General features: G+C 37.7%; 12 protein-coding genes and 1 pseudogene. 1 reads left to right on the forward strand and 12 read right to left on the reverse strand.

All coding sequences use genetic code 11. The features are described 5' to 3' along the window. Positions 1-275: pseudogene (locus V5N63_RS09435) on the forward strand (class I SAM-dependent methyltransferase); the annotation flags it as partial. Positions 276-277: 2 nt separating this feature from the next. Here the strand turns inward: V5N63_RS09435 and V5N63_RS09440 are convergent. The 12 genes from V5N63_RS09440 to V5N63_RS09495 form a co-directional block, all read right to left on the reverse strand. Beyond that, positions 278-1,216: a glycosyltransferase family 2 protein gene (locus tag V5N63_RS09440; RefSeq protein WP_332033745.1), complete on the reverse strand. Its 939-nt coding sequence runs from the start codon at positions 1,214-1,216 to the stop codon at positions 278-280. 33 nt (positions 1,217-1,249) lie between these two features. Further along, entirely contained in the window at positions 1,250-2,230 is a 981-nt protein-coding gene (locus V5N63_RS09445; protein WP_332033746.1) for a glycosyltransferase family 2 protein, read from the reverse strand. Then, positions 2,197-3,996: an asparagine synthase (glutamine-hydrolyzing) gene (asnB, locus tag V5N63_RS09450; RefSeq protein WP_332033747.1), complete on the reverse strand. Its 1,800-nt coding sequence runs from the start codon at positions 3,994-3,996 to the stop codon at positions 2,197-2,199. Before asnB ends, V5N63_RS09445 begins: the two co-directional genes overlap by 34 nt. A 2-nt stretch (positions 3,997-3,998) precedes the next feature. Beyond that, on the reverse strand, positions 3,999-4,820 hold the full coding sequence (locus tag V5N63_RS09455; RefSeq protein ID WP_332033748.1) for an FkbM family methyltransferase: 822 nt from the start codon (positions 4,818-4,820) through the stop codon (positions 3,999-4,001). Between the two features lie 11 nt (positions 4,821-4,831). Next, positions 4,832-5,791 carry a hypothetical protein gene (locus V5N63_RS09460; protein ID WP_332033749.1) on the reverse strand — a complete coding sequence of 320 codons (960 nt, stop codon included), beginning with the start codon at positions 5,789-5,791 and terminating at the stop codon, positions 4,832-4,834. Beyond that, positions 5,788-6,579, reverse strand: coding sequence for a glycosyltransferase family 2 protein (locus V5N63_RS09465; protein ID WP_332033750.1), 792 nt, complete (start codon positions 6,577-6,579; stop codon positions 5,788-5,790). The genes V5N63_RS09460 and V5N63_RS09465 overlap by 4 nt, the downstream gene beginning before the upstream one ends. After that, positions 6,576-7,412 carry a glycosyltransferase gene (locus V5N63_RS09470; RefSeq protein WP_332033751.1) on the reverse strand — a complete coding sequence of 279 codons (837 nt, stop codon included), beginning with the start codon at positions 7,410-7,412 and terminating at the stop codon, positions 6,576-6,578. The genes V5N63_RS09465 and V5N63_RS09470 overlap by 4 nt, the downstream gene beginning before the upstream one ends. Next, complete coding sequence (locus V5N63_RS09475) at positions 7,409-8,224, reverse strand: glycosyltransferase family 2 protein (RefSeq protein ID WP_332033752.1); 816 nt, start codon at positions 8,222-8,224, stop codon at positions 7,409-7,411. Before V5N63_RS09475 ends, V5N63_RS09470 begins: the two co-directional genes overlap by 4 nt. Positions 8,225-8,227: 3 nt before the next feature. Continuing rightward, positions 8,228-9,160 (reverse strand): glycosyltransferase family 2 protein, encoded by a 933-nt coding sequence (locus tag V5N63_RS09480; RefSeq protein ID WP_332033753.1) that lies wholly within the window; start codon positions 9,158-9,160, stop codon positions 8,228-8,230. A 163-nt stretch (positions 9,161-9,323) separates the two neighbouring features. After that, positions 9,324-10,124 carry a class I SAM-dependent methyltransferase gene (locus V5N63_RS09485; protein ID WP_332033754.1) on the reverse strand — a complete coding sequence of 267 codons (801 nt, stop codon included), beginning with the start codon at positions 10,122-10,124 and terminating at the stop codon, positions 9,324-9,326. Continuing rightward, positions 10,111-11,343, reverse strand: coding sequence for an ABC transporter ATP-binding protein (locus V5N63_RS09490; RefSeq protein WP_332033755.1), 1,233 nt, complete (start codon positions 11,341-11,343; stop codon positions 10,111-10,113). Before V5N63_RS09490 ends, V5N63_RS09485 begins: the two co-directional genes overlap by 14 nt. A 26-nt stretch (positions 11,344-11,369) precedes the next feature. Further along, on the reverse strand, positions 11,370-12,197 hold an 828-nt coding region (locus V5N63_RS09495), incomplete at its 5' end, for an ABC transporter permease (RefSeq protein ID WP_332033756.1).

Consider the following 12,197-nt stretch of genomic DNA (forward strand, 5'->3'; position numbering starts at 1 on the left):
GCTGGAAACTCTTCCGTCATGCCGACCGAGAGTCTTTACCGAGGATCTTCGGTGAGACACAGGAGATTGATGTGGTGCATTATGATTCCGATAAAGCCTATGATGGCATGATGTGGGCTTACAGTCAGCTTTATTCGCGATTAAGGAAAGGCGGTGTATTCATCAGCGACGACATCAATGACAACTCTGCCTTTCAGGATTTTTGTGAGAAAAACGGGATTGAGCCGACGGTGGTGGATTTTGAAGGGAAGTTTGTGGGTGTTTTTGTAAAGTAAGTTTACATCAAATCTTTTCTCCAGTTAATATTATAAAGCCCCGATCTTATCCCTTTAAAATCTGTGATTAAATCACTTGCAATCATTATCCATTTTTTAGGCAATGGTGCATTTGCAATTTCGAAACTTCTGTGAATTCTTTTGATGTGCAACAGTTGTTCCTTAGGTATTTCCGGTTCGTTTTCGGCCCAGTTTTTCAGGTGATTCCAGAGCAGCACTCTTGTTGCCGCAGGCTTTATTTTACCGGAATCAACTTGGGAAATCCGGTTGCTTTCGTGCACGCCCCGAACGGCGACAGGTTCGTCCAAAATTCCGGGATAAAGTTTGGCATAAAAGGCAAGCCGCATCAGAAAATCAGTATCCTGGTGAAGTTTCAAATCGGTTTTCATCAACGCGTCCATTTTGTCTAATGCAGATTTTCTGATCGTTAAAGCATCAATACTGAACAATCCGAAACTTCCGCGCATACCGATGAGCCCGGGAAAAACGTCTTCAGCCGGATATTTTTTGTAAACGGTCGTCAATTTATCTTGGTAAATATTGAAATATTGTTCTTTCGCCTTCTCGGACCAATAATGAACTCCGATTGCGCCGTAAACTCCATCCACATCAGGATTTTTGAATAATTCTCTTTCTGCATCAAAACGGTTCGGAAGAAAAAAATCATCAGCATCCAAAAAAGCGATGAAATCTCCCGTAGCATTTCTCATCCCCACGTTTCTACTTTCGCCTGCTCCGTGGTTTCCTTTATCTGGATGCTGAAACAGTTTTACCTTTTCGTGCTTTTCGGCCAAAGTTTTACAAACTTCCAAAGCGTTGTCGGGAGATTTGTCTTCCACCAAAATCACTTCAAAAACCTCATCAAAGTGCAGCGCAGATTCTACCGCATTGGTGACGTATTTTTCGGCATTGTAAACGGGAATGATGACAGAGATTTTCATGCGGAAGCGTGCGAATATAGTTATTGATATAATCTACCTTTTTAGGACAGTGAAACGGTATCTGGTCTTCAGGATTTCTGGTTTAAAAAAAGCGGTTAAAAAAAACAGTACATATTTTTTCCAGCCTTTTTTCAAAGATAATTCAAAAGATCTTCTTTTCAGTAAAATGTGATTCCGAAATTTGCCTGGTAAGTCTTTGTCCTTGGACCATTGAAAAACAGAATCCCACAGCAGGAACTGTCTTTGGTTGTATAATTCGGAATAAAGTTCGATTTTGGTAATCCGGTTGTCATCATGAACTCCGCGAACGGCAACGGCTTCGGTGATATTTCCAGATTTTAAATGACTGTGATACGCCAATTTAATGATGAAATCGCTGTCCTGATGAACACGAAGGTTTTCGTTGAACTTTAGATTATTTTTTCTAATGCTTATATTCCGAACTGTCAATCCGTTGAGGTGAAAAAAAGTTCCAAAATCGTTTTTCAATCCCAATAATCCAAAAAAAACATCTTTTCCTTCGGCGTGTTTTTTGACGGTTGTCAATTCGATATTTTTGAATTTTTCCTGAAATTCCGCTTTTCCTTTTTCAGTCAGAAATTCAGTTCCAATCGCGTTAAAAACTCCTTCAATTTTTTCATTCCTAAAAATTTCTTTTTCCGCTTCGAAACGGTTCGGAAGATAATAATCATCGGCATCCAAGAACGCAATAAACTCTTGAGTTGCTTTTTCCAATCCCAAATTTCGGGTTGCTCCCGCGCCATGATTTCCTTGATCAGGATGTTGAAAAAGTTTTACTTTGGGATATTCGGTTTGCAAAGTTCTGCACAACTCTAAGGAATTGTCTGTTGAAGCATCCTCAACCAAAAGAATTTCCTTCACCTCATCTAAATTCACAGCAGATTCCACCGCTTTGCGCAAGAAAGTGGCGGCGTTGTAAACTGGGATGATGACGGAAATATCCAAGATAGAATAGGGGTTTAGTGGATTAGTTGTTTCGTGTGATTTGCCCACAAGGCCAATTGCAGCAGGTTCCAATGTTTTTTATCTCTGTTCAAATATTTTTGTGCAGTAGAAAAGTGTATGAAATCGAACACTTTCGACGATCTGTTTTTCAATAAATCATCCGACAGTTCCATCAAACTTTTTTCCTCGAACCATTTTTCTACCGAAGAACCAAAGCCCTGTTTGTGGCGGTTTCGGATGGTTTCCGTCCAATAATTTCCCATTGCTTCTCGAAGGATGATTTTGTCGTTTTCGGAATCTAATTTTAAATTTTCTGGAAGTTGGATACAGAACTCTGCGAAATCTTTATCTAAAAAAGGAGTCCGAACTTCCAGTGAATTTGCCATCGCCATTCGGTCGGATTTCACGAGCATATTTCCGGGCACATACTTTTCCAAATCAGTTCTCATGATATCGTTCAACGAATGTGGATTTGCCTTGAAACTATACTGTTGATAATATTTTGCATTTATTCCCAATTCTGCGATTTCTTTAGAACTGAAAAAATTTCTTACGCTATTTTGATGGAAATCGAGGATGTTTTTATGTTTGATATTTTCTTTGGTTAAGTAGGAGGTTTCCCGAAATTTTCCGAACTGTTTTAATCCAAATTTATACAAAATATTGTTGTAGCTGAAATGGTTTTTCAGTTGATTCTCAACATTGTAGAAACTGTAACCCCCGAAAAGCTCGTCGCCTACATCTCCTGCCAAAACCACCTTCAAATGTCTTGCAGCTGCTTCGCAAATTTTAAATTGGGGAACGTAGCTCATGTCTGCAAACGGTTCATCAAAAAAAGGAAAAATCTTCAGCAATTCGGCGGCGATATCCCCTCGGTTTTCGTAAATTTCAATATGGTTGGTGTGGTATTTCGCCGCAATTTCATCTGCAAATTTCAACTCGCTGTCTTCACCGGAATATCCAAAACTGATGGTGGTTTGTTTGTCTTTAAATTCATTCACCATCGCGACAATTGTGGAAGAATCTAAGCCACCGCTTAAGAAACTTCCGACCTCAACATCGGCTACAAGTTGTTTCTGGACTGCATTTTTCAGCAAAGATGTAAATTCTTCCTTTGCATCGGAAAGTGAAATCCCCAATTCATTTTTTGGGATTTCGTAATATCTTTCAACTGAAATTTTTCCATTTGAATAAGTAAGAAAATGCGCAGGAGGAAGTGTAAAAATATTAGAATAAATACTTTGATAAGTACTTACATAACCATATTGTAAAAAGTGGTAAAGTGCTTCGTTGTTGATTTTAGGCTCTATTATTCCATTCGCTAAGATGGCTTTTATTTCTGAAGCGAAAATAAATTCACCATTTTTTCCGATGGCGTAGTAAAACGGTTTTTCGCCGAAGCGGTCGCGTGCGCAAAAGAGCTGCTGTTTTTCTTCGTCCCAAATCGCAAAAGCAAACATTCCGGGAAGTTTTTCCAAAAGGTTTTTCCCTTTTTTCTGATACATGGCGAGAATTAATTCGGTGTCCGAGCTGCCACGGTATGGATAGTCTGCGAAATCTTTTTTGATTTCCTGATAACCATAAATTTCACCATTGAAGACAATACATTCGTTCGCGGTGTTGGAAAACATAGGCTGCTTTCCAGTTTCGGAAAGATCCACAATCGAGAGTCTGCGATGCCCGAGTGCAGCATTTTTAAAAAACTCGTGATGTTCCGCATCCGGACCGCGGTGCGCGATGGCACGGGTCATTTGCTGAACTTCTTCAGTATAGTTTTTGGCGTTTGAGGTTATGATTCCGGCGATTCCGCACATGGTTATATTGCTTTTGGTCTTAAAATTAAATTGTCAGTTTGGTACAATTCCTGATCATCTTCTGTAAATGTTTTGTTTAATACGCGAGAGAAAATTTCGTAGTGGTTATTGAGAAAGAAGTTCAACAATACTTCTGGGCTATAAGTTCCTTCTCTCCGAATACAATTTGGTGAGAACTCAAGGAAAATGGTCGGTCTGTTTTTTAAGAAAATTTCCTTGTTCCCTAAAATGACCACCGCTTCAAATCCTTCCACATCAATTTTCACCACATGAAACTCCTGATTTTTTGGCAATGTGTTTGCAAGCGTATTAATTTTTACCAGAATTTCCGGGTTGTTTTCCCTGTTTTTGAGAAAGGAACTGGCGCCACTGTTTCCAATATGAAAATATATTTTTCTGTTTTCTTCGCGCGCTCCTATAGCGGTGTTTTGTAAAACGATATTTTTATAACCGTTGGCTTTGATGCCATTCAAAAATTCCGTATAAATCAGCGGAATCGGCTCATAAGCGAAGATTTGTTTACAGTATGGAGCTAAAAGTAGGCTGTGCTGACCAATATTGCTCCCGATATCCAGAAATGTTTTTTCACTGGAAAGTTCGCTGCGGATATCATCAATAATTTCCTTTTCGTAAATACCATTTTCAAAAATATAATTATCAACAAATCCGAACTTTTTGTTGAGGAAAATCTTAGTTTTCTTTCCATTATAATTTATAGTGTACAACAACCTGTTATCCAGAAATGTTTTATTCTGTTTTCGTTTAATAAAATTGATTATGCCTTCCTGAAAGATGACTGAATTGATTGACTTTATGATCCTCATTTGTGCTTTTTTTACATAAAGACATTTTTAAACTTCTCCATCACTGGTTTTGGCAGAAACTTTTCGTAAGATTCCCGAGCAGAACGGGAAAGATCAGTATCCATAATAATTTGTTTCAGCTCGATGGAATTCTTATAAAGGTAGGCACTATTTCCCAATTCCATAAGATGAGCCTTCTCAGGAGAATCAGCAAAAGTGATAACGGGTTTATTTTTAAGTGCAAATTCCGCAACGGTAATTCCGAATGTTTCTCCACGCTCCCTTGCATGAAGAAGTGCGTCGCAAGTATTAATGAATTTAAGTTTGTACAGCACATCGGAACTTGGTGGTAAAAATATCATATTTTCCGCTTTCGGTTTCCACCATCTGTTTTTTGCGAATGAATCTACTCCCATGAACAGGAAATAAATGTCTTTGTATTTCCGCGCAATTTCTTCTGATGTTTTTTGCGCAAACGTTATATTGAAACTCTGTGCACCACCATAGTAACCAAATACCCTTGCGTTTCCAGGGATGCCCAGCTGTTTTCTTAAGTCTTCAGTGGTGTCTTCGGTAAAATTAATCATGTGGGGGACAAAGGGATATTTTCCCTGCGTCATTTCATCAGCAAGCCATTCTGAAACGTATGCATAAACATCACCGTGTGGCTCATAATACTTGAATACGGCATGCACGGCAGTTTTACATTCTTTGCTGAAAACGCCGTCGTTGTTTCCGTTCTTGATGGCATACATCAAATCTATGCTGTTCCTGCTGATGAACTGATCTACTTCCGAAAAATCATCATAGGCCAATACCTGGAATCGGTTTTTGAATTTTTCAATACCTAGCGCATGATTGGTTTTGCAGTTCCTGTCATAGGTGATCACCGACTCATTGCCGAGAAATTCCTCATTGAAATGGGCATAATCGTACATCGCGATTGATGTCCCGCGGTAATTAAGTTCGTTTTCGTGGAAGAGTATTTTCATTGCTGGAGACGATTTTTAAAATTCCTTATCAGTTTTTGCAGTATGTTTTCTTTGGGATGCTTTTTCAAATCATTGTGCATAAACATACCTTCACCCTGGGCAATTTTAAAATTCTGATTTACCCACCATTCTGCAATATCCCTTTCGAAATGTTCCGACTTTTCAGCAATTTCCTGAATATTTTTTTTGAAGAAACTTTTCTTTAAGAGAAAAGGATTGTTGGTCCAGTTCGCCCATCTGCTGTTGGTAACAAAAAACCCACCTTCTTTCTGAATTTTATCAGGAAAAGCTTCAGCCGGATCGAGCCAGTACAGAGATTCTAACAAATGTGGAGCATTCACTTTATGCCATGTATCGTAATAATCCAGTTCTTTTCCTTTATGTTTCATCGAGTGAACCGGATAACCCGGGTTACTTCTGCTGCGGTAGCGCACGATATCAAAACCATTTTCCAGCATATTCAGTCCTTCCTGAAGTTGTGAAAAGACGGTTTTTTGATTTTTAATGAGTTCCCAGTCGTGTTCGAGGAAAAGGACAGTTTCATGTTTGGCATTTTTGATCAGTTTCGAGATTCCTTTTCCGATTCCGATATTTTCGTTTAATCCGATATAGTTAATGCCAAATTTTTTGGCCAGTTTTTTATCTTCAGTACTTACCTCCTGAAAAAGAATGGTGATATCTTCTGACAGGTCCAACAGTCCGTTTTTGCGGTAGGATGCCAGCGTGTTTTTCAGCGTTTTACCGCTGTTCCAGGAAAGAATGCCGATGCTGACAGGGAAATTATTCATCTTTCGGAATTACTTTTTAATTTTCTCAATATTTTATTGTGAGCCAGTCTCATATTACGCTTTGTATTATGGATGAAGGTGGAAATAGATGAAATTGTGAATTCAAGAGGTGCAGTCATTCCGAATGAAGCATAATCGAAACCGTACAGGCGTTTGTTGTCAGCCCGAATATTATTCACCATGTTAAATGGATGAACAAACTGAATAAATAAGGCTTCGCGGTCAAAAAAAGAATACTCGTTATATATCCTGTACTTACTGTGATACGGTTCTTTGATCACTGAGCCGGCCTCGTTAATCTCTTCAACTAAAGAAACGAAAGGGCTCGCCGCCATATTTACCGAGAAGACCTTTGCATTTTTTCCGTTCATTTCAAGCTGTATTCCGGTTCGCACATCTATTACCAAATCATGAACAGGTTTAAAATACTGCTGCACTGTTTGGGTAAATTTTTTGTGCAATAAATCATCATTGTCAATATCGGAGGTGATAACAAATTGAAACTGTTCTTTTTTTGTTTTTATAAAATTTATTATCCAAGGTTGCATCTGAGCAAATTCATTGATAAAAACAGGAATTAATTTGGGATATTCTTTTTGAATAATAGTTATGACTTTTTTATACTTTGGATCTGTATTCACATCAAAGAAAACTAACCAGACAAAATCCTGGTTAATCTGATTCTTAAAAGATGGCAATGTAAATTTACGAAAAACTTCAAACCGGTGTTCATGCCATTCCTCAGAAAGCGGAGCTTTCCCATCGCGGGTTATGTTCCAGCTTTGCGTTGGAACATTGAATCGGGTAGTGATGATGTGGAGGAATGGTTTCATTTGAAGAAGCTGACTATTTTGCTGTAAATACGGTAAGGAAGACTGCTATAAATTTTATCCAGTTTCTGTTCATAAAAATCTTTACGGTTCATTGTTGTTATGTAATCCGTAAATAAATTATCATACAAATTTTTATGTTTCATGTACACGTAATCAAATGCTTTTTTTCTCTTTTCTGATTCAGATTTTAATTTCAGCATATTGGAATTACCGTGTTTTCTGTAATTGAAAACGCAATAATCAATTTTAATTTTTTTCTTTTCAGGATATGCTGCAACCAATTGAATCCAGAATTCCCAGTCTTCATAAGCACTGGAAATATTGGAATCGAATCTAATTTTGTCGCCAATATCTTTGCGTCTTACCAAATTTGTGATAAACATTTGATTTTGCTTCAATAGATCAGAAAGAGTAAAGGTGTCGTGTAGGTGAGAATAATTCTGTGAAATGCCGAATATGGCAGCGTCTGAATAAACAAGTAAAGCATCAGAATTATTTTCCAGTATAGCTGTCATTTTTTCTAAGGCCAAAGGGTTTAATGTATCATCACCATCTAAGAATAAAAGATATTCTCCGGAAGCATCTCCTATTCCTTTGTTTCTTGCAGCTGAAACACCGCTGTTTTCCTGGTGAATATATTTAATTCTATTATCAGCAGCTGTCATTTCTTTTACCAGAACGGCGGTTTCGTCTGTAGATCCGTCATCAATGATAAGGCATTCCCAATCCGTGTAGCTTTGTGTAGTAACAGATTGTATACATTCCTGGATGTACATCGCGTTATTGTATGTCGGAATTATTACTGAAACCATATATTATAATTGACCAAATTTTTTTGAATTTTTATAAGCTTTGATATTTTTCGCAAAGACCACGAAATTATTTGTGATAATTTTTATGAGCGTCCGTGGTCGAAAAATAAACTTTGTGACAATATTGGCGCTTACTAGTTTTTTGCTTGCTCTCATTTCTTTCAGGTACCCAGTTACCAAATCCAGTATAAACTTAATATCAAGATCTTGTAAATGATCTTTCAAAATTATTTCGTAAAATTTAATCTTTGCCGATCTTTTCTCTTTTTCGTTGTCGTTACGTCCGGAAATACTTAAATCTGTGACCCTAACTGATACCAAAGAGTTTTGTAAAAAAAAGATAGGCCTTTTTTTTGAGAATTCATAAATAGCTAAATAATCGGTGCCCCAAGCTAAAGGAATATTTCTAAATCCAACTTTCAGGTATTCGGCATATTTAAAAATATTCTCTGATAGTGATGCAGATATCCTACGTTGAGTAATATTCTGAAAAAAAGTCGCTGCATTACTGTTTCTATCTTGGAAAGTAAAATCTTTTATAATTGTACCATTCTTATTAATATGAATATGTGGGCTTCGGATTACAGATGAACCATCATTAATTACAGTATCTAAATTTTCATAAAATGTTTCTACAAAATTCTCACTAATCATGTCATCATCTCCCAAAATTTGGAACCACTCTTCAGTAACATTATCTAAAATACGTTTCCATTGCATCGCCAAGTTCTTGCTGCCTATATTCTCAGAATAGTCGTAATAGTTGTAATTACCGGCAGGAAAGTATTTATTAATCAAAGATTTTGGATTATCAGGACTTGCATCATTGCCAATATACAGCGTAAATCTTTTGTCTGTTTGGGCGAAAACAGATTTAAGCGTTTCTTCAAAGAACGCGATTTTGTAATAAGGAATAACAATGGCAAGTTTGTTCATTACTAAATATAATAATACTAAATTTCTTGGGAAGCAGTTAATTTTATGACAATTTGAATGACTATTTACTATCACTTCTAAAATAAAACATGATATAATAATCAATAATTTAGAGCTTACAGGATTATTTTGATTTATGGCTAGACCATATTTAGCTGAATTTCTATTTTGAGACTAATGTTTTAAAGTTCTCAAAAGTTACCAGATTCAAACTTTCTTTTCGATATTTCTCCATTACATAATATTCAAAATATGGATTGTGAACGTTTGTTGATGGGCCCAAATTTATTTTTTTTGAGATAATACCTACGCCCCAGTCGGTATCAATGCAACAACTGTATATATCTGTACGTTTTCTGGTGTTGAAAAAAGCCTTCCACGTTGTTCCATTCCAGTAACCCCCGGATGGAGACAGTCGATAATAGTAATTTTCAGCAGCGTGAAACTCCGTTGGAGGGTTGCAGTCGTGCATTACAATGAAACCATCTTCTTTCAGGTAATTTAGAGAATTGGTAATGTCTTTCTCGACCTGATCGGCTAGGTGTAATCCGTCAATGAAAACAACATCAAACTTAATTTCCGGGTTTAATATATTACCGCTCTTCAGTTTTTCAAAAAATTCATCACTAGTTAGTTTAAAATCAACATTATTTTCTTCATTTTCATAGCCCGGATCTACGCTGTACTTTAATGAAGCATTGATTTTGTCAAAATTATCTTCAGGATTCCGGACGCCAATTTCAAGATAAGTCGTTTTTCCGCCTATTTTTTCGAGAATAAAATTAATGACCTCAAATCTTAGGGGTCTTTTCTCAATTTCTTTAGTGCTTTCCTCTGAAGTGATTCGATGATATTTGTCCTTTAGATAAAGCTCCGCCAGTTGAAGCTTTTTCAACTCACTTTTATTAATGACAAGTTGATTGTTTTTTATAATTTTTATTCTCATATTTTTATCTCCATTCAAATTTTCCGAAAACAACTCCATGGTGGTAATTACCGTGAACCGTGAATGCTGACCCTGTATCTACAACATCAAAATAGCATACGCTTTCTACAGAATCATATCTAAATAGTTGTGGTATATGGATAAATGCTGTTATATTATATGATCCTGCAGTTAGGAATTTAGGTTCGATGAGGAGCTCGTAGTTGTTCTTATTGATTTCCAAAGGCGTCTCCGCAGAAAAAACTCTGGTTTGTAAAGCATCCTGTATTGTTACAAATATGTTTGCTTTTTGGATTTTTTTTATATTATCAATTTCAAGATTAATGATTATTTCATCATCATAATCAAATGAAGTTTCCAGAGTATGGTTCTTGTTTAGTATAGCTATTTTTCTAAAGAAAATATCTTCATTTCTTTGTTCTTCATTAATATATATTGCACTACCTTTTTGGGAATTTTTTAAATAGGAATCAATAATTAATTTGACATTTCCATGCTGTAGAATTTCTCCATCCTTAAGGTAGATGCCTGAATGACAAAGTTGTGAAACTGCTGCCATATTATGGCTCACAAACAACACCGTCCTGCCTTCGCCCTTACTTACATCGCCCATTTTGCCGAGGCATTTTTTCTGGAATTCGGCATCGCCTACCGCTAAAACTTCATCTACGATGAGAATTTCGGATTCCAAATGTGCGGCAACGGCAAAAGCCAGACGGACGTACATTCCAGAAGAATATCTCTTCACGGGGGTGTCAATATATCTTTCAACGCCGGAAAAGTCTACAATTTCATCGAATTTCCGGGTGATTTCTTTACGGGTCATTCCGAGGATTGCGCCGTTCAAATAGATGTTTTCGCGGCCGGTCATTTCGGGGTGGAAGCCGGTTCCCACTTCCAGAAGTGAGGCAATACGGCCGTTGGTGTAAATTTTTCCGGTGGTGGGTTTGGTGACTTTACTTAATAATTTCAGCAGCGTGGATTTTCCCGCACCGTTTCTGCCGATAATACCTACCGCGTCGCCCTGTTCGATCTCAAAATTGATGTCGCGCAGGGACCATACATATTCACTTTCACCTTTGGAGGTTCGGTCATTGGATTCTCCAATTTTCAGGTATGGATCTTCCTTGCCGCGGATCTGCGCCCAGAAACGGTTCAGGTCGTGCGAAAGCGTGCCGGTTCCTACCTGGCCCAGGCGGTATTGTTTTGATATATTTTCTGCTTTTAATGCGAGCATCTTTTGGCTGAGGTTTAGGGTAAGGATTAAACAGTGTCCATGAAACTTTTTTCCACTTTGTTAAACACGACAGTTCCTATGGCCAACAATACAAAGATAATGACGGAACTGGTGAGGAGCATTACGGGTGAGAAATCTCCGGAACCCAGCCAGCCGTATTTAAAACATTCGAAAATTCCGGTGAGTGGATTATACATGGCGATTTTTTTCCAGATGCCTGAAAGTGACGAAAGCGGATAAATTACCGGTGTGGCATACATAAAAAGGCTCACCCCAAATCCGAGAAGCATCTGCAGGTCGCGGTATTTTGTAGTGAGCGACGAAATAATCATTCCTGCTCCCATTGCAAATGCAGCCATCAATATTATTAATAAGGGTGTTGCAAGTAACCATACATTTGGAGTGATATCACCTTTGGTCAAATAATAGAGCCATACCAGAAGGAAAAGTATAAACTGTACACCGAACCGCATAAGATTGGAAATGACAATCGTAATTGGCATTACAAGCCGCGGGAAATATACTTTCCCAAAAATTGCAGCATTCGCTGTGAAAACACTGGAGGCGCTGGTTAAGGAAGTAGAGAAGTAATTCCAAAGCGTCACACCGGAAAGATAAAAGAGAATCTGCGGTAAACCGTCTGTTGAAAGACCTGCAATCTTACCGAAAACCACGACAAAAACAATGGTAGTTAAAATGGGATTGATGAAAAACCACACAGGTCCCAGAATCGTCTGTTTGAACGATGAAACGAAATCCCGCTTGACAAACATGTACACCAAATCCCTGTATCGCCAGACTTCGCCGAGTTTCAGGTCGAACATGGAATGGTCAGCTTCAATGGTTTCGGTCCA

The organism is Kaistella sp. (assembly GCF_032060305.1).
GTDB lineage: Bacteria > Bacteroidota > Bacteroidia > Flavobacteriales > Weeksellaceae > Kaistella > Kaistella yananensis.

Excerpts from the sequence above, each read along its gene's own strand:
- V5N63_RS09460 (WP_332033749.1), bottom strand. The coding sequence starts at position 5,791 with ATGAAAATACTCTTCCACGAAAACGAACTTAATTACCGCGGGACATCA.
- V5N63_RS09475 (WP_332033752.1), bottom strand. The coding sequence starts at position 8,224 with ATGGTTTCAGTAATAATTCCGACATACAATAACGCGATGTACATCCAG.
- asnB (WP_332033747.1), bottom strand. The coding sequence starts at position 3,996 with ATGTGCGGAATCGCCGGAATCATAACCTCAAACGCCAAAAACTATACT.
- V5N63_RS09470 (WP_332033751.1), bottom strand. The coding sequence starts at position 7,412 with ATGAAACCATTCCTCCACATCATCACTACCCGATTCAATGTTCCAACG.
- V5N63_RS09480 (WP_332033753.1), bottom strand. The coding sequence starts at position 9,160 with ATGAACAAACTTGCCATTGTTATTCCTTATTACAAAATCGCGTTCTTT.
- V5N63_RS09490 (WP_332033755.1), bottom strand. The coding sequence starts at position 11,343 with ATGCTCGCATTAAAAGCAGAAAATATATCAAAACAATACCGCCTGGGC.
- V5N63_RS09440 (WP_332033745.1), bottom strand. The coding sequence starts at position 1,216 with ATGAAAATCTCTGTCATCATTCCCGTTTACAATGCCGAAAAATACGTC.
- V5N63_RS09455 (WP_332033748.1), bottom strand. The coding sequence starts at position 4,820 with ATGAGGATCATAAAGTCAATCAATTCAGTCATCTTTCAGGAAGGCATA.
- V5N63_RS09465 (WP_332033750.1), bottom strand. The coding sequence starts at position 6,579 with ATGAATAATTTCCCTGTCAGCATCGGCATTCTTTCCTGGAACAGCGGT.